The organism is Rhizobium azibense (assembly GCF_004342325.1).
Classification (GTDB): domain Bacteria; phylum Pseudomonadota; class Alphaproteobacteria; order Rhizobiales; family Rhizobiaceae; genus Rhizobium; species Rhizobium etli_B.
The window spans coordinates 160,000-180,965 of the sequence record NZ_SMBJ01000005.1; the positions used below are offsets into that span (position 1 = coordinate 160,000).

The following is a 20,966-nucleotide window of genomic DNA, read 5'->3' on the forward strand; positions in this document are numbered from 1 at the left end:
AGCGGATCTCGGTCACGCGTTCTTTCCGTAGATGTGGAAGCCGCCGTAGATGGCAGAACGGTCGAGCGCGGTCATATCTTTGGATTTCTCCTCGAAATATTGCCATCGGTCGCGAATCGACGCGGAAAGACGGCCCTCGATGACGCTTTTTTCGGCCGCGGTGCGAAAGATGACGCGGGCGCCGGGGCGGGCGGTGCGGGTAATCTCGGCCCAGAGCTCGTTCATCTGCTGGTCCGTCATCCAGTCCTGTGCATCGAGCAGGATATAACGGTCGCGAGAGGCGGCGGGTTCCTTGGTGAGAAGCTCGGTGAAGCTTGCGTGATGGACGTTGACACGATCGACATTGGCGCGGATGACCTCGTAGTGCTGCCGCTTCAGATAGGTCGGCAGCGGGCCTTCGTCATCGGTGGCATAACGGCGACCAAAAGCCTGCCAGGCGAAATAGTTTTCGCTCATCGGAAAATGGCAGGCGAGCTTTTCGAGGCGATGCTTCAGCACCGGTGCGATCGACTGATCGGCGGTGAGACTGGCAAGCTCGTCATATTGCTGCGGCGGAATCCCAAGGCCGAAAAGCGAGCTCTTGCGCCCGGTAATCCATCGCACCACCGGCTTTTCGAAGAGGGGCGCAACCTGTTCGTCGAAGAACTGGCGCTGTTCGCGGATTGAGCGGGTCTTTGTCATCTCTTTGAGATCGACGCCGTGCAGGCGGGCAAGCAGATGGGCCGCGCCGATGAAGCGGCCGAGCAGGCCGGTCTCGTAGAAGTTGCGGTTGAAGACGGTGACGCGGCGGCGGCCGAACTTGCGGCCGTTCCAATAGGCGCGTGTCGTCCGATCGAGATTGGATGACAGGAAGTGGTCGAAGGCCTGGCTGTTCGAGCGCTCGTTGGGCATGGCGAGGAAGCGTACGAGGTCGGTATGGCCCGGAAGATGCTTGAAGGCAGCAAGCTTCAGGCGGTTCAGCGCGACATGGTGGGGGTTGAGGTCGACCACATCGATGGAGGCCGGCGCCTTGGAGAGATAGGCGAGCATGTTGCACCCGCCCGAGCCGATCGTGACGATGCGGTGATGCGGCTGCAGTTCCATCGCTTGCATGTCGAGATCCGGATCCTCCCAGATCTGGGGATAGACGAGGCCGGAAAAGAGCAGGCCGAAAAGCCGTTCCGATAAGCCGTCCTTGGAAAATGCCTTGTGGCGGAGAAGAGCGTCCTTGAGTTTCCGGTTCTTGCGGAAGCCGGTATCCGGTGCAAATTCCGTCATTTGATTCTGTCACCCTTTTTGTGTTCAGGGCGTGTAGCGCGTCCCTGCTACAGTTTGATGACGCAGATTGTCGGTATCGCTTCCCACCGGAATTGCCCGGCACGAAACGATACTCGCGTTCTTGTGCTCTTTTTTGGGAAGTGATTTCCTGCTTTCTCCGTTCGTGGAGGCATGACATGCGATTTGTTCTGCGTATCTTGAAGGCACTGGCCGCTGCATCTGTTGTCATCGTCATCGCAGGCGGGACCTGGCTTGGCGTCAACCCGCCTGAGCTGTTGCGCGTGGGTGACGGTTATGCGGCGAAGATCGTCTGCTCGAATGTGTTCCTGGCAGGACGCGACCCGCAATCGGTGCTCTATGGCGACGTACAGGCGCCGGGCAATCCGCTGCTGCGGTTGGTGCGAGTTTCGGTCGATCGCGATCAGGGCCATGTAACGGCGCGCATCCTGGGGCTCTTTGCGCCCGGATATGCGCTCTATCGCGGGGCGCTCGGCTGCACGAGCGTGCCTGACGGCAATTTCAAGGCTGCTGCCGAGGCTGTACCTTCAGAGACATCGCCGCGGGTGGTTCCGCAGAACGCCGCACTATGGCCGGAAGGCGAGAGCATCGCTGAAGCTGACGATGGAGAGCTTGCGTCGCTGCTGGCAAACGACCTGCTGGCCGGTCCGCAAATGCGGGCGATGGTCGTCGTTCACAACGACCGGATCGTGGCGGAGCGCTATGGCGAAGGCTTCGATGCAAGAACGCCTCTGCTTGGCTGGTCCATGACCAAGACGGTCAATGCGGCGCTCGTCGGACGCGCCATGCTCGATGGAAAGGTAGATTTCAACACGAACCACCTGTTGCCGCAGTGGAAGAATGACGAACGGTCGCAGATCAGGCTGCGGGATCTGATGGGCATGGAAAGTGGTCTCGCTTTCAACGAGGAATACGGCGATGTCACGGATGTGACGCGCATGCTCTATCTCGACCCCGATATGGTTTCGTTACCCGCCAATGCGCCGTTCGAAGCAAGGCCTGGCGAACGCTTCCGTTATTCGAGCGGCACGGCGGTCCTGTTGTCACGAATCTGGATGAATGGGCTAGGCGACCAGGAAAGGGCCTTCTCTTATCCGAGGGAGGCACTTTTCAAACCGCTCGGCATGTCGAGCGCAGTGCTGGAGGTCGATGCCCGTGGCACCTTTGCAGGCAGTTCCTATCTCTATGCGACGGCGCGCGATTGGGCGCGTTTCGGACAATTCCTGCTTCAGGACGGCGTCTGGAACGGTCGGCGGCTGTTGCCGGAGGGGTTTGTCACGGCCATGCGAACGCCGACGCAATCGTCGGGCGGTAAATATACGCAAGGCCAGGCATGGCTCGCAGCACCCGGCGGAGATACCAGCGCTGAAGCGGGGCTGCCGGAAGATACCTTTTGGCTGGAAGGACATGACGGACAAAGTATGGCAATCGTGCCGTCCGCCGATCTGGTCTTCGTCCGCATGGGCTTGACGCCGGGCCGCCTCGGCTACAAGCCGCAGGTCATGCTGAAAGAGCTGCTGGCCGCGCTGCCTGCCGGTTGAGCGGCTGTGAAGGCGAAATCTTAGTAGTTGCCCTGGGCAATGTCCGTCATGCCTTTGCGCTTGGCATCGTAATAATAGCCGCGGGCATAAAGCCTTACGGCATCTTCTTCCTTGTTGTTGGAAACGAGCCATGCGCCGCGCAGATACTTCGCGGCATATTTAATGTTGGTTTCGGCGTCGAGAAGGCCGGCGGGCGCACCGTCATAGCCCATCGATTTGGCCGTATTGTACTTGATCTGCATCAGTCCGAAATACCCACGCTTATTGTAAGCCTTTGGATTGTAACGGCTTTCGCGATGAACGACGCGGTGGATCAGTGTCTCGGGGACTTCGTAAAGCTTCGAATACTTGCTGATCAGCTTGCCGATAAAGCTCTTTTCTGCGGTCGGCGCAGTATCAAGGTCGCTGTCGCTGAACACCGGCGGGGCGGCTGGCGGGTCCATGGGGCCGGACTCATCGAAGCTGAAATCCAACATCGAACGCCGCGTGGGGCCGACGGAGGCGATGGCGGCCAGGGCCCCGGCCTGCGGCGCTGTCGCTGCGAAGGCAAGCTGTGCGGCAGGCGATGCCGGAGTGCCTGGACGCGGGGTCGGCACGACCGACTGTATCGCGGTCATTTCCGGCGTCAGCGGGATTTGTGTGCCACCCGCGGTCATCGCCTGTTGCATGGCAGGATTGGCCGAGGTTGCCGTCGCCGGCATTGCCGTTGCGGCCGTCAAAGCGGGTGTCGCCTGCGGATTGGAAGCTGCGAATGCGGTTTCGAGATGGCTGGCGCCGTCGGCGGCCGGCACGGCGGCCATCTTCATCGCATCCTCGCCAGGCTTCGGTGTTGGCACGACGCTCTGCACAGCGGTCAATTCCGCCTGCGACGTATACTCGACCGTCGAGCATCCGGCCATACCGCACAACATTGTCGTCACGACAAGGCCGCGTTTCAGGCCGGAAGAACCGTTCGCTACCATTCTGTCACTTTCGTGAATCGCGCCGCCCTGGCAGCATTTTAAAGTTATCGAGACCCTGCACCCTGATTTGCCATTAGCCTATTCGCTGTTGCGCCGCAACCGGCGAAGATCGTCAGGCGGCGATACGGCGATAACCGGCCGTCACGGCGCCCGCAGCGATCAACAACGTCCCGCCGGTGCGGTTGACGGCGCGCTGCACGCTGGCCTTGCGGATGAGGCCGCGTGCGGCATTTGCTAGAAGTGCGTAAGTCGCGGCATTGATCGTTGCGAGAACAAGGAAGGTCAGCTCCATGATGACCATCTGTTCGAAGAAAGGCTTCTCGGGGTTGAGAAATTGCGGAACGAAGGCGACGAAGAAGACGATGCTCTTCGGATTGAGCGCAGTCACGATATAGGCGTGCAGGAAGATCTTCAGCGACTTCTCTTCCGGCAGGTTGTCGTTGTCGGCGACCGGTTCGGTGATGAGCGGCGCACGCCAAAGCTTGATGCCTAGCCAGATGAGGTAGGCGCCGCCGATCCACTTCAGCACCGTGAAGAGCATTGCCGATGCGGCCAGAACCGCACCCAGGCCGAAGAGGGAGGCCGTCATCGCCGTGAAATCGCCGAGCGCCACGCCGCTTACCGTCGCCAGCGCCGTGCGTCGTCCATGGCCAAGCGCATAGGACACGACGAGCAGGATTGTCGGGCCTGGAATGGCAAGCATGATGGCGGACGCGGCGGCGAATGCGAGCCAGGCTTCGAGCGACATGGAATCTCCTCCTAATCCCTAGGAAACAAGCAAAGACACCATATTAGCCCTGCGTCAATCATGCTTCCTGGTATTTTTGTCCTATCCTATCCATCACTTCGGCGAACCATCTGGTCGAAAGGTCGAAGGCCTTGCCGCCCTTGATGCGCGGGAACTCGATGGTGCGCAATTTGCCATCCTGTCCTTCGTCATGGCCGGTGACGCCGGAGACCTTGTTGAGGGCGCTTTCGACAGCCAGGTCCACCATGCTGTGGATGAGGCGGAGGTCGTCGGCATTGGCAGGCGCGGAGCGGGCGAAATAGCCGGATTTCTGGACCAGCGAACGCTCGGCATCGACGAGGTTGGCGAACTGCTTCTGGAACCAGCCGCCGACATTGATCGTGTCGATCTTCACATGGCCAAAGGCATCGCGCTTGATGGTCTCGCCGGCAGCTTCCCGCTCCGCGACTATGGCATCGAGGCAGGCGCCTTCAGAAACGAAGACGGTCGCATGTCCGGTCTTGTTCATGATCTCCTTGAGGCGTTCGGCCTCGGCCTGCAGATCAAATGCCATTTCCGGCAGGTAGACGGCATTGATGCTTTTCAGGCCAACATTCATCATCATCCCGTCGACATATTCGTAGTTCTTCGTACGGTCGAGATAGGCCCGGGCGGTCGCCGCCGTCAGCCAGCCGCAGTGGCGGCCCATGACCTCGTGGATGACGAGCGTGCGCGGCGCAGCACTCTGCTCGTTGCTCACATTGTCGAAAAAGTGCGCGCCGACTTCAGCCGCCGTCCAGGCGCCCAGAGACTGACGGATCGGCACGACGTCGTTGTCGACCGTCTTGGGCAGGCCGACGACGGTAAGGTCGTAATTATTGGCCGCGAGATAGGCTGCGAGATCGGCCGCAGTCGTGTTGGTGTCGTCGCCGCCGATGGTGTGAAGGATGGTGACGCCGTCATCGGCAAGGCGTTCGGCTGCGACGCGCAGCGGGTTCTCGCCCTCCTTGACGAGGCCGCGCTTGACGCAATCGGCGGCATTGGTCAGCTTAACGCGGCTGTTGCCGATCGGCGAGCCGCCGAAGCGGTGGAGAAGCGGCGCCTTTTCGCGCATTTCCTTGCTGATTGCGATGCTGTCGCCAAGAAGTACGCCCTGATAACCGGATTTGTAGGCGATGAGCTCGGCTTCCGGCGCGACGTCGCTATAGCGCTCGATGAGGCCGCCGACGGCGGAGGAAAGACAGGGAGCCAGGCCTCCGGCGGTCAGCATTGCTACTTTTTGTTTGGCCATTTTCCCTCCTTAAGTGCTTTCGTGCAGGTGTTCGCATGCAGCTTACCTAACGCATGGATGCGGCAGGGAAAGAGGCCTGTAAAGCAAAGAATTTACGAATAATGCTCGGCTCGGGCGGGCAAGGCGAGGAAGATGGCAAGAAGGGCGCATCTAATCGTTTCAGGCCCCTGTTTGCCATTTGAGACGCGCTGTGGAAAATCTGAAGAGGCAATCACGGCTTGTCCAAAGGCGCCCATTCGCGTGCGGTCTTTCGCCTTGCAAGCGGCGCGACAATTACCGAATTGTGAAAAGTGTTTTCAATCATACGACCAATCGCCGCCTTGCAATGGCTATGATTATTTGATCAAGGTATTTTCATATTGCGATGCGAGAAACTTCGATGTCCTTCTGGGAAAAACTGTTGAATGCTGTTGGCAACGCTGCGGGTAACCTGCTCTCGGCGATGGTCGAGGCGATCCGCACGGTTTTCGAGGGGGATCCCGAGACCCGTCGCAAGGTGGCGTTCTCCGTCGCCATCATCGCGCTTTCCGCCAAGATGGCGAAGGCCGACGGGATCGTCAGCGAAAAGGAAGTCCGGGCTTTCCGCGACATCTTCTTCTTTCCGCAGGACCAGGCCAAAAACGTTGCCCGCCTCTACAATCTCGCGCGGCAGGATGTTGCCGGTTACGAGGCCTATGCTGCGAAGCTTTCTTCACTCTGCGTCAGCTGCACCGCCAATTGCGCTGTTCTGGAAGACGTACTCGACGGCCTCTTCCACATCGCCAAGGCGGACGGGGCAGTCCATGAGAAGGAGATGAATTTCCTCCGTCATATCGGCCAGATCTTCGAAATGAGCGAAGAACGTTTCGAGCAGATCGCGGCGCGCCATGTTTCGATCGGCCGGGACCCTTACAAGGTCCTCGGTGTTTCGCCTTCCGACGATTTCCCGACGATCCGCCGCCGCTATCATGGCCTTGTCAGCGAGAACCATCCCGATCGGCTGATTTCGCGCGGCGTGCCCAGGGAGTTCCACGCGATCGCCAACGAGCGCATGGCTGCCCTCAACGATGCCTATGCGACGATCGAGAAGGAACGCCGCGCAGCATGACCTCTTTCGAGGCCGACTACCGCAAGGCCTGCGTGCTGCCGTCGCCGAACCACGGCGAGCGCGCAGACGGGCGCAAGCCGGACATGATCATCCTTCATTACACGGGCATGCCGACGCCGGAATCGGCCCTCGAATGGCTTTGTCGAAAGGAGAGCGAGGTCTCCTGCCACTATTTCGTCCACGAGAACGGCGATGTCGTTCAGCTCGTTCCTGAGGCGCGTCGGGCGTGGCATGCAGGCAAGGGCAGCTGGCACGGCGAGGGCGATATCAATTCCCGATCCATCGGCATCGAAATCGCCAACGCCGGGCATCCGGGCGGCCTGCCAGACTTTCCCAAAGAACAGATTGCGGCGGTGATTGAATTGTGTCGCGATTGCGGCAAACGTTGGTCGATCGCACGTGAAAAGGTACTGGGTCACTCGGACGTTGCACCCATTCGCAAGGTCGATCCGGGCGAGAAGTTTCCGTGGGCGGAACTGCATCACGCAGGGGTAGGACACTGGGTCGAGCCGGCGCCGATAACCGGCGGGCGCTTCTTCCAGCGGGGCGATTGCGGCCAACCGGTTGAAGCCCTGCAGTCGATGCTTTCGCTTTATGGTTATGCCACGGAAATAACAGGCGAATTCTCCGAGAGGACGGCGGGCGACGTGGAGGCCTTCCAGCGTCATTTCCGCCAGGAGCGCGTCGACGGCATCGCCGACTTTTCGACAATCGATACACTGCACCGGCTGCTCTCGGCACTACCGCGTTATTCATGACGTCTGTGTGACACTCAAGCAACGTTTTTGCGCAAACGACCTTGAATGCTGCACTGCCACATCATTTCCCTATTATCTCCTCATTGCGATGGTCTAACCCCGTCCGCTGAACGGCGCTCGCGGCTGTTTTTGTGTGTAGCTGCGGGAGTCAAAATGAAACGATAAGAATTGCTGCGGAACGTTGCCAGTCCTTGGCACGTGAAACCGGAAGACGGCGAGGCGCGCAGTCCGGTAATTCTTTGGGTCGGAGTAACTAGACTACATGAGACATATGATTATTGGTGCAGCGGCATGCGCAAGCCTGCTGCTGGCAGGGTACGGCTGCGCTTTTGCTGGCGACGCAGGTAACAAGGACAAAGACGGGAACAAAGAAACCCGAACGGTCATCTTCAAGACCGTCGACCGCCAAAGCGGTTATGCAATGCCGGATTTCACAGCCAATAAATATTCAGTTCTGATTGCCAAATATGCCGAGCAATATGACGTACCCGTCGAGCTTGCCCACGCCGTCGTCCGTGTCGAGAGCAATTTTGACCCGAAGGCACGCGGCAGCGCAGGCGAGATCGGCCTCATGCAGATCAAGCCGGCAACGGCGCGCATGATGGGTTATTCGGGAACGAAGAAGGGCCTCTTCGATCCGGAAACGAACATCAAGTATGGGATGAAATATTTGGCGGCTGCCCATGAACTTGGCGGCGGGCAGACCTGCAATACCATCCTCAAGTACAATGCCGGCCACGGCGCACAGAAGATGAACCCGATCTCAAAGGCCTATTGCGGCAAAGTGCTCGCTCTTATGTCAGGCGCGGCGCAAACGTCGATTTAAGATATGAATTGCGTCGGCCGCCGTGCTATCTGGACCTCGAAGCGAGGTGAGATATGGCGGCTGATTTCAAGTATATCGTCGTCGGCCGCGGCATGATGGGCGCGGCGGCGGCGAAGCATTTGGCCAAACGCACGGACGGCGTTGCCGTGATCGGTCCAGACGAGCCGGAAAACCGCAAGGCGCACCGGGGTGTTTTCGCCAGCCATTACGACGAGGGCCGCATCACCCGGACCGTCGATCCGGATCGCGACTGGGCGCTTCTCGCCAATCGGTCCATCTCCCGATATGCTGACATCGAAGCAGACAGCGGCGTCACATTCTACACCGAAGCGGGTTGCGCCTTCGTGGCGCCGGCCCAGAGCGAGTACATCGTCAACACGACAAGAGCGGCTGCATCGCTCGGTGTCGAAACGACGCTGCTCGACGAGGCGGGCCTCAAAGCAGCGTTTCCTTTCTTTGACCTGCCGGACGGCTGCGAGGGCGTATTTCAGGTAAAGGGCGCCGGCCATATCAGTGCGCGCAAACTGGTGAAGGCGCAGTCGATCATTGCGCAAAAGGCGGGAGCAACAGTCGTACGCGACTATGTGACGGCAATCTGCGAGGCAGGCGGGGTTGCTACAGTCGAAACCTCGCGCGGCACGGTGTATTCGGCGGAAAAGGTACTGATTGCGGCTGGCGGTTTTTCCATTGGCGAGAATCTGTTGCCGCAATCGGTTGACATGTCGGTTCATGGAAGGACGGTGACCCTGTTCGAGGTGAGCGAGGCGCAGGCCGCAGAGTTTGCTGCCATGCCGTCGCTGATCGTCGAGGCGCCGCAGACCGATATCTATCTGCTGCCTCCGATCCGGTATCCTGACGGGAAGATATATCTGAAGATCGGCGGCGATCCCGATGACCATCTACTTGAGACCGAAAGGGATTTGCGTGCCTGGTTCCGGACCGACGGCCGGCCGGCGGCGCGCGATCATCTCACGGCGATTGTCCGCCGTCTCGTTCCGGATCTGCGGCCGCTTTCCGTTTCGACGGCCGCCTGTGCCGTCTCGCACACCAAGAGCCGTTATCCGATGATCGGTTATACTTCGTCTCCACGGCTTGCGGTTCTGACCGGCTGTGCCGGCACTTCGGCGAAGAGTTCCGACGAGATCGGCCGACTTGGGGCCGAGCTGTTGTTGAAGGGCAAAATCGGGGATCAGGGCTACGCTACGGATTTCCAGCCTTTCTTTCGGTAATGGCATCTGTACATTTCCAGTGGTAATTGGCCGCGCTCTCGTCTATTTGAGCTCTGCCAGTTGGCCGGGCAGCCGCGCTTTACCAATGTCGAAAGGCGGTAAGGTGAGGAAAGTCCGGGCTCCACGGAAATACGGTGCCGGATAACGTCCGGCGAGGGCGACCTCAGGGAAAGTGCCACAGAAAGCAAACCGCCTGCGCTTGCGCAGGTAAGGGTGAAAGGGTGGGGTAAGAGCCCACCGCGTCTCCGGCAACGGCGACGGCACGGTAAACCCCACCGGGAGCAAGACCGAATAGGGATGACGTGGCGGGCGAAAGCCCGCCGGCCGGTTTCCGGGTCAGTCATCCGGGTGGGTTGCGTGAGGCAGCGTGCAAACGCTGTCCCAGAGGAATGGCTGCCACGTTCCGGTTTCGGCCGGAGCCATACAGAACCCGGCTTACAGGCCAACTGGCGATTAATTTCTGCGACATGTCATTTCGGCGGCGGCGATAATCCTCTGATGGATCGCAAGTCTTGCGCATGATTGCACCTGTGCGGTCTTTTGCAGTTCGTTTTCTCGTCGACGCTTTCTGGGACGAGCGGGATGTCGATCCTAACCCTTTGTTAAACTTAACAGCTTATAAATTTTCGATACTGCGCTCATCGCGAGACGGGCGTTTCCCATTGACGCCCATATGGTCCCATGGTATCCCATAAATGCACTGCACGAGGGCAATCAATCGCCCGTCAATCGCAAAGCCAAGGCGTCTTCCTTTCCGGAGGCGCCGGATGGATTCTTGTTCATCCGGCTGGCGAAGCTGTGTCTGAATTTGAGGGATGCGGGCATCTGAATTCTGCCCGGGCCCTTTCGGGAACGGATGTTTCGTGTCATGAGCCGCTTCCTTTCGAATGCGACCAACCGGATCGATTCCAAGGGCAGGGTTTCCGTGCCTGCGGCCTTTCGCTCCGTCCTGGCGCAGCGCAACGTCCAGGAGCTCTATTGCTTCCAGGACTTTGTGTTTCCGGCGATCAGCGTCGGCGGCCCGGATCTTCTGGAAAGATTCGAGCGGCAGATCGCTGCGGAGGATCCGTTTTCGCCGGATGCGAACGAGATGTCGCTTCTTATCCATGGGGGCGGGGTCTTCATGAAGCTCGACGCCGAGGGGCGCCTTATGGTCACGGATTTCATCCGCGACTTTACCGGCATCTCGGACGAGGTGGCCTTCGTGGGTCGGGCGGATCATTTTCAGCTGTGGCAGCCGCAGGCATTTCAGGCGGCCCAGATACAGGCACGAGGGGAGCGCAGGCTGGCGGGCAGGCGTTCCGGATAGAACGAGGGTGCGGAATGGCGGCGAATCCTGGCGGAGGTTCAACTGATGCCGGTGGCGGACCGGTTCGCCACATTCCGGTTCTTCTTGCGGACGTGCTTTCGGCGCTTCAGCCGGCTTCCGGCAAAATCATTCTCGATGGAACGTTTGGTGCCGGCGGCTACGCATCGGCCATTCTCGATGCCGGCGCCGATGTGATTGCGCTGGATCGGGATCCGACGGCAATTGCAGCCGGCCAGGACATGGTCGCAGCCTATGGCGGCCGCCTCAAGCTCGCTCGTTCGCAATTTTCCAGCCTGGCCGATCATGCGCCTGAAAGTGGGCTCGACGGCGTTGTGCTCGACATCGGTGTTTCCTCGATGCAGATCGATGAGGCTGAACGCGGTTTCTCCTTCCAGAAGAGCGGCCCGCTCGACATGCGCATGTCCGCTTCCGGCGTTTCTGCCGCCGACGTCGTCAATCGCGCCAAAGTTGCCGAGCTCATCCGCATCTTCCACTTCCTCGGCGAAGAAGATCAGGCGCCTCGTATCGCGCATGCCATCGAGAAGCGCCGGAGTGAAAAGCCGTTCGAAACGACGCGCGATCTCGCGGGTCTCATCGAGGTGGTGACGCCGCGCAAGATGAAGGACAAGATTCATCCTGCGACCCGTGTTTTCCAGGCGCTTCGCATCTTTGTCAATGATGAGCTTGGCGAGCTCGGGCAGGCGCTCTTTGCAGCCGAGCGCGTCTTAAAGCCCGGTGGCCGTCTCGTGGTCGTCACCTTCCATTCGCTGGAAGACCGCATCGTCAAGAAATTCTTCTCCGACCGCTCGGGCAAGGCGTCGGGTTCGCGCCACCTGCCGATTGCACATGAGCGCGCGGCGACGTTCGAGCCGATCGGCAAACCCATGATTACTGCAGGCAAGGCTGAAGCCGAGGCCAATCCGCGGGCGCGTTCGGCCAAGCTGCGGGCCGGCATGCGTACCGATGCGCCGGCCGAAACTGCTGATATGTCGATCTTCGGGTTGCCCAGTCTTGCCAGCCTCGAAAAGCTTGGAGGTTGAAATGCTCAGAACGTTCGACTTTGTGCTCATCGGCGTCATGACGGCAGCGGCCACCGTGACCTATACGATCAAGCACCGCGCAGAACTGAAGCTCGAAGAGGTTCGTCGCCTCGAAGCCGAGATCAAGCTCGAAAAGGACACGATCGACCTGCTCAAGGCCGACTGGGCGCTGCAATCGCAGCCGAACCGGCTGGAGCGTCTGGTGAATGCCTATAATGGCGAACTGAAGTTGCAGCCGACGGACTCCACAGCGCTCGTCCATATGCGCGAATTGCCGATGTTGAAATTGCAGGTTCCAGTTCCGGAAATCACCGAGGCGAAGAATGGCCAGAAGCCTGGTGCAAGTGCAGCTACGGCTGTTGCTGCCAAGGCGCAGCCGGTCCCTACTCCGGCACCGCGGGCCAAAGAAGAAGATCTGATGTCAACCGGTTCGGTGGAGTAGCCATGTCGTTTCTCTCTCGCATCATGGTCCTGAAAAGTCAGGCGCATTTCTCCTCTGGCGTCTATAACCGCTTCGGTGGCCCGTCAGGCAGCTTGCCGCTGGAGGGGTCGCGCAAGAAGAAGTCCGGTCAAGCCAAAAGCCGCGTCGGGCTTCTGATCCTCGGGTTCACCGCGCTTTACGGCGTCATCGGCGGCCGCCTGGTCGAGTATGGCATGAAGGATCCGGAAGTCGTTTCCAGCATCCTGCCGCCCGATCGCCTGATGGCGTCGCGGCCCGACATCCTCGATCGCAATGGTGAAGTGCTGGCGACCGACATCCGCACGGTTTCCCTTTTTGCCGAACCGAACAAGATCGTCGACGCTGATGAGGCGATCGAGAAGCTTGCCACAGTCCTGCCCGATCTCGACGTGAAGGGGACTTACAAGAAGCTCTCGGTGAAGAGTTCGCACTTTGCGTGGCTTCGCCGCCAGCTGACCCCGAAGCAGCAGAGCCAGATTCTGGCGCTCGGCATTCCCGGTATCGGTTTCCGTCCGGAAAAGCGCCGCTTCTACCCGGGTGGTCCGACGGCCTCGCATATCCTCGGTTACGTCAACATCGACAACCGCGGCGTCGCGGGCATGGAAAAATACATCGACGACCAGGGCCTTGCCGACCTGGCATCGGTAGGAATGACCAGCGATCAGCCGCTCGAGCCGGTCAAGCTCTCGATCGATCTGCGCGTCCAGAACATCGTGCGGGACGTCGTGATTAACGCGGTCACCAACTACGAAGCCAAGGGCGCGGGCGCGGTCGTCCTCAATATTCACACCGGCGAAGTGCTCGGCATGGCCTCTGCGCCGGACTTCGACCCGAACAATCCGGAAGAAGGCGCCAAGGAAGGCTGGCTGAACCGCATGTCGAACGGCACGTTCGAAATGGGCTCGACCTTCAAGACCTTCAGTACGGCCATGGCGCTCGACAGCGGCAAGGTCAGCATTAACGACAGCTTCGATGCAAGCCGCCCGATCCGCATCGGCGGCTTTACGATCAACGATTTCCATGGTCAGCGCCGCTGGCTGACAGTGCCTGAAATCTTTGAGTATTCATCGAACATCGGTACGGCGAAGATGATCGACATCGTCGGCATGGACCTGCAGAAGGACTATCTGACGCGCTTTGGGCTGCTGACGAAAATGCGGACGGAACTGCCGGAAGTGAAGATGCCAAGCCAGCCGAAAGTCTGGAAGAAGATCAACTCGATCACGATCTCTTTCGGCCATGGCGTCTCGACGACACCGCTGCAGACGGCCGTTGCCGGCGCAGCCCTCGTCAATGGCGGAAAGCTCATCGAGCCGACCTTTTTGCCGCGCACCCGTGACCAGGCCGACGAGACGGCCGAGGTCGTCGTCAAGAAGAGCACCAGCGACGAAATCCGCTACCTGTTCAAGCTGAACGGCCTCAAAGGTTCGGGACGCAACGCCGACGTGCCTGGCTTCAATGTTGGCGGCAAGACGGGCACGGCCGACAAGGTCGTCAACGGCCGTTACGCGAATGATCTGAATTTCAACGCTTTCATCGCCGCGTTCCCGATCGACAATCCCCAATACGTCGTGCTGACCTTCTGCGACGAGCCACATAACGGCGAAAAGGGACAGAACATCGCTGCTTACACGGCTGCGCCAATGGTCAAGAACATCATCCGGCGTGCCGCGCCCATCCTCGGCATAGAACCGCAGTTTGGCCAAGACGGATCGGCCTTGCTGGTGTCTTATTGAGTGTGAATGAATATCAGCGCCGATTCGCGTGGGGTGGGCGGCGTGAGAGAGAAAAGACATTCGATGAAACTGCGGGACATAGCCGGAAGCGCGTTTCCGGAAATCAAGGACCAACTCGAAGGGCCGTTGGGCGGGCTGGAGATTTCCGGACTTTCTGCCGATAGCCGCAAGATTGAGGCCGGAATGGCGTTCTTTGCGGTGGCCGGCTCGAAGGCCGACGGCGCGGTCTACCTCGCCGACGCCGCCAAACGTGGCGCGATCCTTGCCGTGTCGGCTCAAGCCGTCGAGGCTTCCATTCCTGTCCTTGCGGTCAGGGAACCGCGCCGCTTTCTCTCCGTCGCCGCATCGAATTTCTATGGCAGGCAGCCTCAGACGATGGTCGCCGTAACCGGCACGGCGGGCAAGACCTCAGTCGCTTCCTTCACGCGCCAGATCTGGACCCATGCCGGACATCCGGCGGCCATGATCGGCACGACCGGGGTCGTTTCCCCGATGCGCAACGAGTACGGTTCGTTGACGACGCCAGATCCGGTTTCGCTGCACAAGCTGCTGGCCGACCTCGCTGACGAGGGGGTGACGCACGCTTCGATGGAGGCATCGAGCCACGGTCTCGACCAATGCCGTCTGGACGGCGTGAAGCTTTCGGCTGCCGCCTTCACCAATCTCGGCCGCGATCACATGGATTATCATCCGACGGTCGAAAGCTACATGGCCGCCAAGATGCGGCTTTTCGATACGTTGCTGCCGAAGGGGTTGCCAGCCGTCATTTTCGCCGACGATGCCTGGTCCGAGCAGGCGATCAAGGCGGCAAAGGATGCGGGCCACGATGTCCTGACCGTAGGCCGCAAGGGAGATTATCTTGCACTGAAGCGGGTCGAGCATTTCCGACACAAGCAGATCGCCGAAGTTCATTGCGGTGACGAGATTTTCGAAGTCGATATTCCGCTCGCCGGCGATTTTCAGGTCGCCAATGGGCTGGTCGCCGCGGCGCTTGCCATGTCCACCGGTGTTCCGGCCAAGACCGCGATGGCCGCGCTTGAGAAACTCCAGGGCGCCTCGGGGCGTCTCGAACTCGTCGGCCATACGAAGGATGGAGCGCTTGCTTATGTCGATTACGCGCACAAGCCGGATGCGCTGGAAAATGTACTCAATTCCGTGCGTCCCTTTACGACCGGGCGCGTGATCCTCGTCTTCGGTTGCGGCGGCGACCGCGACCGGGGCAAGCGTCCAATCATGGGCGAGATCGCCTGTCGGCTGGCCGATGTGGTGATCGTCACGGACGACAACCCCCGTTCCGAGGAGCCGGCCTCGATCCGGGCCGAGATCATGGCTGCGGCGCCATGCGCCACCGAAATCGGCGACCGTTCGCAGGCGATCCACGAGGCCGTCGGCATGCTGAAATCCGGCGACACACTCATCGTTGCAGGCAAGGGGCATGAAGAAGGGCAGACCATCGGGAGTATGACGCTGCCGTTCTCGGACCACGCCGAAGTGCGCGAAGCTTTGGAGGAGCTGAAATCGTGAACTGGCTTTGGACCACCGATGACATGATTGCCGCCATGGCGGGCCGCCCGTTCGGCACGCTTCCTGAAGGCATCACGGGCATTTCCATAGACAGCCGCTCGATCAATGCCGGCGAAGCCTTCTTCGCCATCAAGGGCGACCGGGTCGACGGTCATGACTTCGCCTCAATGGCGATGGCAAACGGTGCTGCACTTCTCGTCGTCAGCGAAGCCCGCCTTCCGGGACTTGGCCGCTTGACTGTTCCGATGATCGTCGTCGACGATGTGCTTGCAGCCCTCGGCCGCCTTGCCGTGGCGTCGCGCCAACGCTCGCGCGCACAGATCGTTGCGGTGACGGGCTCTGTCGGTAAGACGACGACCAAGGAGATGCTTCGTCACGTGCTTTCGCCGTCCGGCAAGGTGCACGCCTCCGTCGCCTCCTTCAACAACCATTGGGGCGTGCCGCTGACACTGGCGCGCATGCCGCTCGACACGCACTTCGGTGTCTTCGAAGTCGGCATGAACCACCCGGGCGAAATCCGGCCGCTGGTGAAGATGATCCGGCCGCATGTGGCCGTCGTTACGACGATCGCTCCAGCCCATCTCGGCAATTTCAAGAGCATCAAGGAAATCGCCGCGGCGAAGGCGGAGGTTTTCGAAGGCTTGGTGCGCGGCGGGCATGTCGTGCTCAACCGCGACAGCGACCAGTACAACTTCCTCGAACGGACAGCGCAGTCGCTCGGCATCGAGAACATCCATTCCTTCGGCCAGCACGCCAAGGCCGAATTCCGCCTTGCGGAATTCAACGGTTCGGACGAAAGCTCGGCGCTCTGGCTGACGATCGACGGCGACACGTTCGAAGTGGCGATCGGAGCACCCGGGCGGCATATTGCGGAAAATGCGCTGGCTGCTCTCGGAATTGTCACACTCGTCAACGCCGACCTCGACAAGGCGATCGAAGCGCTGGCCACCCTGCAACCGGAAAAGGGCAGGGGCCGCCGTTACAAGTTGGCGATTGGAAACGGCAGCTTCACGCTGATCGACGAAAGCTACAACGCCAACCCCGCCTCGATGCGCGCGGCGATCGCGCTGCTTTCCACAACCGGTCCGGCAGGCCGCGGGCGCCGCATCGCCGTGCTCGGCGACATGCTGGAAATGGGCGAATACGCAAAAAAGGTCCATTCCGATCTTTCCGGGCCGCTGCTTGCAGCCGGCATCGAACATCTCTGGCTTGCGGGCACGGATATGCTGGCGCTGAAGGAATCGCTTCCCGACAGCGTGCAGGTCGAATATCGCGAGAAGACTGAAGAACTCATGGAATATGTTTTGAACTCGGTCGCGCCTGGCGACGTGTTGATGGTGAAATCGTCCTTGGGGATAGGCTTTGGCAGGATTGTCGCTGCGCTCCTTGACAGGTTTGCGCCATTTGTAGACACGCAACGCGAACTTTGACCGGGTAAACAAGGGGCCCTGAATGCTGATTTGGCTAGTCGAACTGTCGGACCAACTGAAATTCCTGAACCTGTTCAGATACATTACGTTCCGTACAGGCGCCTCTCTTTTCACGTCCGCACTGATCGTCTTCCTCTTCGGGCCGATGATCATTAACTCGCTGCGAATCCGCCAGGGAAAGGGCCAGCCGATCCGCGCCGACGGGCCGCAGACGCATTTCAAGAAGGCCGGCACGCCGACCATGGGCGGGCTGATGATCCTTGCAGGCATCGTCGGCGCCTCGCTTCTGTGGGCCGACCTTTCCAATGTCTATGTGGTCGCGACATTGCTCGTTACTCTCGGCTTCGGCGCGATCGGCTTCTACGACGACTATCTCAAAGTCACCAAGCAGAGCGACAAGGGGTTCTCGGGCAAGGCGCGTCTCGGCATTGAGTTCGTGATTGCCGGCATCGCCGTCTATTTCATGATGCGCACTGCACTTGCCTCCGGTACCGCAGGCTCGACCTTTGGCTCCTCGGTCGCATTCCCGTTCTTCAAGGATTTCCTGATCAATCTAGGCATCTTGTTCGTGGTCTTCGGTGGTTTCGTGATCGTTTCGGCAGGTAACGCCGTCAACTTGACGGACGGCCTCGATGGTCTTGCGATCGTTCCGGTGATGATTGCCGCCGCCTCCTTCGGTATCATCGCCTATCTTGCCGGTAATGCGGTATTTGCGAACTACCTGCAAATCAACTTCGTGCCCGGCACGGGCGAACTTGCCGTGGTTCTCGGCGCAGTCATCGGTGCGGGCCTCGGCTTCCTCTGGTTCAACGCGCCGCCCGCCGCAATCTTCATGGGCGATACGGGTTCGCTGGCGCTCGGCGGCACGATCGGCACCGTTGCGGTCGCGACCAAGCACGAGATCGTCATGGCGATCATCGGCGGTCTGTTTGTTGCAGAAACGCTCTCGGTCATCATCCAGGTCGGCTTCTTCAAGATGACCGGGCGCCGCGTATTCTTGATGGCGCCGATCCATCACCATTTCGAAAAGAAGGGCTGGACCGAAAGCCAGGTGGTGATCCGCTTCTGGATCATCGCCGTCGGCCTCGCAATGCTTGGCCTTTCCACCCTCAAGCTGCGGTGAGGCGGACATGATCCCTGTCACGACGCTCGCGGGAAAGAAGGTCGCGTTATTCGGCCTTGGAGGGTCCGGATTTGCAACGGCCCGCGCGCTCATTCTGGGCGGCGCCCATGTTACTGCCTGGGACGACAATCCCGACAGCGTCACCAAGGCTGCCGCCGAGGGAATCCATACCGCGGACCTGCGAAGCATCGATTGGAGTGTTCAGTCGCTCTTCGTTCTGTCGCCGGGCGTGCCGCTCACGCATCCGAAACCTCATTGGACGGTCGATCTCGCCCGCGCCGCCGGTGTCGATATCGTTGGAGATGTCGAACTCTTCGTGCGCGAGCGCCGGGCGCATGCCCCCGATTGCCCCTTCATCGCCATCACAGGCACGAACGGCAAGTCGACGACGACCGCGCTGATTGCCCATATCCTGAAATCCAGCGGCCGCGACACGCAGCTTGGCGGCAATATCGGAACGGCCGTGCTGACGCTCGATCCGCCGAAGACCGGACGCTACTATGTCGTCGAGTGCTCCTCCTACCAGATTGACCTCGCGCCGACGCTTAATCCCTCTGCTGGCATTATGCTCAACCTGACGCCGGATCATCTCGATCGCCACGGCACGATCCAGCACTATGCCGGCATCAAGGAGCGGCTGGTCGCCGGCAGCAGCATGGCTATCGTTGGCGTCGATGACAGTTATGGCGAGATGATCGCTGATCGCCTCGAGCGGGCAGGAACGAAGGTGGTGCGCATTTCGCGCCGCCATCGGCTGGCTGATGGAATTTATGCCGAGGGCACGAAGCTTATACAGGCTTCTTGCGCTGCGGCTCTGCCGCTTGCCGATCTCGACGGCATCCAGACGCTGCGCGGCGGCCACAATGCGCAGAATGCCGCTGCGGCGGTCGCCGCCTGCCTTGCCGTCGGCCTTTCGGCCGAAGACATTCGCACCGGCCTTGCCTCCTTCCCCGGCCTCAAACATCGCATGCAGCCGGTCGGAACACGCGGCCACGTCGTCTTCGTCAACGATTCGAAGGCGACGAACGCAGACGCCGCAGCGCCCGCACTTTCCAGCTACGATCGAATCTACTGGATCGCCGGCGGCCTGCCGAAGGCGGGAGGCATCACGACGCTTGCGCCGTTCTTCCCGCGCATCGCCAAGGCCTATCTGATCGGCGAAGCGGCGGCGGAATTCGCCGCGACGCTCGGCGAGGCGGTGCCCTACGAGATTTCGGGGACGCTGGAGGGCGCCGTTGCCCATGCCGCAGCCGATGCGGAAAAAGATGACGCTGGTCCGTGCGCGGTGATGTTATCCCCGGCTTGCGCAAGCTTCGACCAGTACAAGAACTTCGAAGTCAGGGGCGATGCATTTGTCAGCCATGTGGCAGCGCTCGACGGAGTGACTATGCTGGTCGGTTCGGCAACAGGAGATAAATGACATGGTGAGCCGTGCGGAACGTGGGCCTTTGGCCGATTGGTTTTGGACTATCGACCGCTTTTTTCTCGCGATGTTCATCTTCCTGATGGGCGTCGGCTTCATGCTCTCCTTTGCGGCCTCGCCCGCGGTTGCCGAGCGCATCGGGCTCGAGCCGTTCCATTTCGTGAAGCGCCATGCAGCGTTCATGATCCCCTCGATCGCCGTCATGATCGGGCTTTCGTTTCTGACGCCGCGGCAGGTGCGACGGACCGCCATCCTTTTGCTTGTCATTTCACTCGCCATGATGGTCATGGCACTTTTCTTCGGCATTGAGGTCAAAGGCTCCCGACGCTGGGTGACGCTAGCCGGCATCTCGGTCCAGCCGTCGGAATTCATGAAGCCCGCCTTCGTCGTCGTCTGTGCTTGGCTCTTTGCCGAGCATGCCCGTCAGCCGGAAATCCCGGGCAACCTCTTTGCGATCATCCTCTTCGGGATGGTCGCGGCGCTGCTCGTCGCCCAACCTGACCTTGGCCAGACGATCCTGACGACGGCGGTGTGGGGCGGCATGTTCTTCATGGCGGGCATGCCCTGGATATGGATCATCCTGCTCGGCGCCGGCGGGGCGGGCGGGCTGCTCAGCGCCTACTACGTCTTCCCCCACGTGGCGGGACGAATTGACAAGTTCATGACCGGCGAGGGCGACACGTTCCAGATCGACACTGCGCGCGAGGCCATCATCCGCGGCGACTGGTTTGGGAAAGGACCAGGCGAGGGCATCGTCAAGCGCATTATCCCGGACGCGCATACCGACTTCATCTTCTCGGTCGCCGCCGAGGAATTCGGCATCATCTTCTGTATCGCGCTCGTTCTGCTCTTCACCCTCCTTGTTTTGAGGGGGCTATCGCACGCATATAAGGAGAAGAACGACTTCAACCGGTTTGCCGTCGCCGGACTCGTGCTCCAGATGGGCATCCAGTCGATCATCAATATCGGCGTCAACCTCGAGCTGCTTCCGGCAAAAGGCATGACGCTGCCGCTGATTTCCTATGGCGGTTCGTCCATGGTCGCGATCTGCGTGACCGCCGGTTTCATTCTCGCGCTGACGCGTCATCGTCCGGAAAAACGTGCACAGGAGCGGAGCCTCTTCCGCATGCCGCACGGAATGCCGGCGGAGTAAAATATGCCCTTTCAGTCGATATTCCTCCTCACCTTGGCTCTCTCCCCACTTGATGGGAGGGGGGGCGTTCAC

18 protein-coding genes and 1 other RNA gene are annotated in these 20,966 nt (G+C 60.2%); 15 read left to right on the top strand and 4 right to left on the bottom strand.

Features of this window, described 5'->3' with window-relative positions; all coding sequences use genetic code 11:
* Positions 1 to 12: 12 nt before the first annotated feature.
* Entirely contained in the window at positions 13 to 1,257 is a 1,245-nt protein-coding gene (locus EV130_RS13975; RefSeq protein ID WP_132550484.1) for a BtaA family protein, read from the bottom strand.
* Between the two features lie 176 nt (positions 1,258 to 1,433).
* Here EV130_RS13975 and EV130_RS13980 point away from each other — a divergent pair, with 176 nt between their 5' ends.
* Positions 1,434 to 2,816, top strand: a complete 1,383-nt coding sequence (locus EV130_RS13980) for a serine hydrolase domain-containing protein (protein ID WP_132660582.1) — start codon at positions 1,434 to 1,436, stop codon at positions 2,814 to 2,816.
* A gap of 20 nt (positions 2,817 to 2,836) precedes the next feature.
* Here the strand turns inward: EV130_RS13980 and EV130_RS13985 are convergent, their stop codons facing one another.
* The 3 genes from EV130_RS13985 to EV130_RS13995 form a co-directional block, all read right to left on the bottom strand.
* Complete coding sequence (locus tag EV130_RS13985; protein WP_132660584.1) at positions 2,837 to 3,778, bottom strand: lytic transglycosylase domain-containing protein; 942 nt, start codon at positions 3,776 to 3,778, stop codon at positions 2,837 to 2,839.
* 112 nt (positions 3,779 to 3,890) lie between these two features.
* Positions 3,891 to 4,526 carry a LysE family translocator gene (locus EV130_RS13990; RefSeq protein WP_132550478.1) on the bottom strand — a complete coding sequence of 212 codons (636 nt, stop codon included), beginning with the start codon at positions 4,524 to 4,526 and terminating at the stop codon, positions 3,891 to 3,893.
* Between the two features lie 58 nt (positions 4,527 to 4,584).
* Positions 4,585 to 5,796, bottom strand: coding sequence for a pyrophosphate--fructose-6-phosphate 1-phosphotransferase (locus EV130_RS13995; protein ID WP_132660586.1), 1,212 nt, complete (start codon positions 5,794 to 5,796; stop codon positions 4,585 to 4,587).
* A 379-nt stretch (positions 5,797 to 6,175) separates the two neighbouring features.
* Between EV130_RS13995 and EV130_RS14000 the strand changes: the two genes are divergently transcribed.
* The 14 genes from EV130_RS14000 to ftsW all read left to right on the top strand — a co-directional run bounded on the left by EV130_RS14000 (position 6,176) and on the right by ftsW (position 20,894).
* Positions 6,176 to 6,883, top strand: a complete 708-nt coding sequence (locus EV130_RS14000) for a J domain-containing protein (protein ID WP_074061755.1) — start codon at positions 6,176 to 6,178, stop codon at positions 6,881 to 6,883.
* Positions 6,880 to 7,641, top strand: coding sequence for an N-acetylmuramoyl-L-alanine amidase (locus EV130_RS14005; protein ID WP_074061754.1), 762 nt, complete (start codon positions 6,880 to 6,882; stop codon positions 7,639 to 7,641). Before EV130_RS14000 ends, EV130_RS14005 begins: the two co-directional genes overlap by 4 nt.
* 262 nt (positions 7,642 to 7,903) lie before the next feature.
* Positions 7,904 to 8,467 (top strand): lytic transglycosylase domain-containing protein, encoded by a 564-nt coding sequence (locus EV130_RS14010; protein WP_074061753.1) that lies wholly within the window; start codon positions 7,904 to 7,906, stop codon positions 8,465 to 8,467.
* 53 nt (positions 8,468 to 8,520) lie between these two features.
* On the top strand, positions 8,521 to 9,696 hold the full coding sequence (locus tag EV130_RS14015; protein WP_132550476.1) for an FAD-dependent oxidoreductase: 1,176 nt from the start codon (positions 8,521 to 8,523) through the stop codon (positions 9,694 to 9,696).
* A 56-nt stretch (positions 9,697 to 9,752) separates the two neighbouring features.
* Positions 9,753 to 10,150, top strand: an RNA gene (gene rnpB / locus EV130_RS14020) — RNase P RNA component class A.
* Between the two features lie 414 nt (positions 10,151 to 10,564).
* Positions 10,565 to 11,005, top strand: coding sequence for a division/cell wall cluster transcriptional repressor MraZ (gene mraZ / locus EV130_RS14025; protein ID WP_028739521.1), 441 nt, complete (start codon positions 10,565 to 10,567; stop codon positions 11,003 to 11,005).
* A 14-nt stretch (positions 11,006 to 11,019) separates the two neighbouring features.
* Positions 11,020 to 12,045 carry a 16S rRNA (cytosine(1402)-N(4))-methyltransferase RsmH gene (gene rsmH / locus EV130_RS14030; RefSeq protein ID WP_132550474.1) on the top strand — a complete coding sequence of 342 codons (1,026 nt, stop codon included), beginning with the start codon at positions 11,020 to 11,022 and terminating at the stop codon, positions 12,043 to 12,045.
* A gap of 1 nt (position 12,046) precedes the next feature.
* Positions 12,047 to 12,487 carry a cell division protein FtsL gene (gene ftsL / locus EV130_RS14035; protein WP_132660588.1) on the top strand — a complete coding sequence of 147 codons (441 nt, stop codon included), beginning with the start codon at positions 12,047 to 12,049 and terminating at the stop codon, positions 12,485 to 12,487.
* 2 nt (positions 12,488 to 12,489) lie between these two features.
* Positions 12,490 to 14,241: a peptidoglycan D,D-transpeptidase FtsI family protein gene (locus EV130_RS14040; protein ID WP_074061749.1), complete on the top strand. Its 1,752-nt coding sequence runs from the start codon at positions 12,490 to 12,492 to the stop codon at positions 14,239 to 14,241.
* A 6-nt stretch (positions 14,242 to 14,247) separates the two neighbouring features.
* Complete coding sequence (locus EV130_RS14045) at positions 14,248 to 15,765, top strand: UDP-N-acetylmuramoyl-L-alanyl-D-glutamate--2,6-diaminopimelate ligase (RefSeq protein ID WP_207900881.1); 1,518 nt, start codon at positions 14,248 to 14,250, stop codon at positions 15,763 to 15,765.
* The gene (locus tag EV130_RS14050) at positions 15,762 to 17,195 is read left to right on the top strand and encodes a UDP-N-acetylmuramoylalanyl-D-glutamyl-2,6-diaminopimelate--D-alanyl-D-alanine ligase (RefSeq protein WP_132660592.1); all 1,434 of its coding nucleotides are present in this window, start codon (positions 15,762 to 15,764) and stop codon (positions 17,193 to 17,195) included. Before EV130_RS14045 ends, EV130_RS14050 begins: the two co-directional genes overlap by 4 nt.
* Before the next feature lie 22 nt (positions 17,196 to 17,217).
* Positions 17,218 to 18,318, top strand: a complete 1,101-nt coding sequence (gene mraY, locus EV130_RS14055) for a phospho-N-acetylmuramoyl-pentapeptide-transferase (protein ID WP_074061746.1) — start codon at positions 17,218 to 17,220, stop codon at positions 18,316 to 18,318.
* Positions 18,319 to 18,325: 7 nt separating this feature from the next.
* Positions 18,326 to 19,738 carry a UDP-N-acetylmuramoyl-L-alanine--D-glutamate ligase gene (murD, locus tag EV130_RS14060; protein ID WP_132550463.1) on the top strand — a complete coding sequence of 471 codons (1,413 nt, stop codon included), beginning with the start codon at positions 18,326 to 18,328 and terminating at the stop codon, positions 19,736 to 19,738.
* A 1-nt stretch (position 19,739) separates the two neighbouring features.
* The gene (ftsW, locus tag EV130_RS14065; protein ID WP_074061744.1) at positions 19,740 to 20,894 is read left to right on the top strand and encodes a putative lipid II flippase FtsW; all 1,155 of its coding nucleotides are present in this window, start codon (positions 19,740 to 19,742) and stop codon (positions 20,892 to 20,894) included.
* Positions 20,895 to 20,966 lie beyond the last annotated feature (72 nt).

Coding starts and splice junctions, on each gene's coding strand:
- EV130_RS13975 (WP_132550484.1), bottom strand. CDS start 1,257: ATGACGGAATTTGCACCGGATACCGGCTTCCGCAAGAACCGGAAACTC.
- EV130_RS13980 (WP_132660582.1), top strand. CDS start 1,434: ATGCGATTTGTTCTGCGTATCTTGAAGGCACTGGCCGCTGCATCTGTT.
- EV130_RS13985 (WP_132660584.1), bottom strand. CDS start 3,778: ATGGTAGCGAACGGTTCTTCCGGCCTGAAACGCGGCCTTGTCGTGACG.
- EV130_RS13990 (WP_132550478.1), bottom strand. CDS start 4,526: ATGTCGCTCGAAGCCTGGCTCGCATTCGCCGCCGCGTCCGCCATCATG.
- EV130_RS13995 (WP_132660586.1), bottom strand. CDS start 5,796: ATGGCCAAACAAAAAGTAGCAATGCTGACCGCCGGAGGCCTGGCTCCC.
- EV130_RS14000 (WP_074061755.1), top strand. CDS start 6,176: ATGTCCTTCTGGGAAAAACTGTTGAATGCTGTTGGCAACGCTGCGGGT.
- EV130_RS14005 (WP_074061754.1), top strand. CDS start 6,880: ATGACCTCTTTCGAGGCCGACTACCGCAAGGCCTGCGTGCTGCCGTCG.
- EV130_RS14010 (WP_074061753.1), top strand. CDS start 7,904: ATGAGACATATGATTATTGGTGCAGCGGCATGCGCAAGCCTGCTGCTG.
- EV130_RS14015 (WP_132550476.1), top strand. CDS start 8,521: ATGGCGGCTGATTTCAAGTATATCGTCGTCGGCCGCGGCATGATGGGC.
- mraZ (WP_028739521.1), top strand. CDS start 10,565: ATGAGCCGCTTCCTTTCGAATGCGACCAACCGGATCGATTCCAAGGGC.
- rsmH (WP_132550474.1), top strand. CDS start 11,020: ATGGCGGCGAATCCTGGCGGAGGTTCAACTGATGCCGGTGGCGGACCG.
- ftsL (WP_132660588.1), top strand. CDS start 12,047: ATGCTCAGAACGTTCGACTTTGTGCTCATCGGCGTCATGACGGCAGCG.
- EV130_RS14040 (WP_074061749.1), top strand. CDS start 12,490: ATGTCGTTTCTCTCTCGCATCATGGTCCTGAAAAGTCAGGCGCATTTC.
- EV130_RS14045 (WP_207900881.1), top strand. CDS start 14,248: ATGAATATCAGCGCCGATTCGCGTGGGGTGGGCGGCGTGAGAGAGAAA.
- mraY (WP_074061746.1), top strand. CDS start 17,218: ATGCTGATTTGGCTAGTCGAACTGTCGGACCAACTGAAATTCCTGAAC.
- murD (WP_132550463.1), top strand. CDS start 18,326: ATGATCCCTGTCACGACGCTCGCGGGAAAGAAGGTCGCGTTATTCGGC.
- ftsW (WP_074061744.1), top strand. CDS start 19,740: ATGGTGAGCCGTGCGGAACGTGGGCCTTTGGCCGATTGGTTTTGGACT.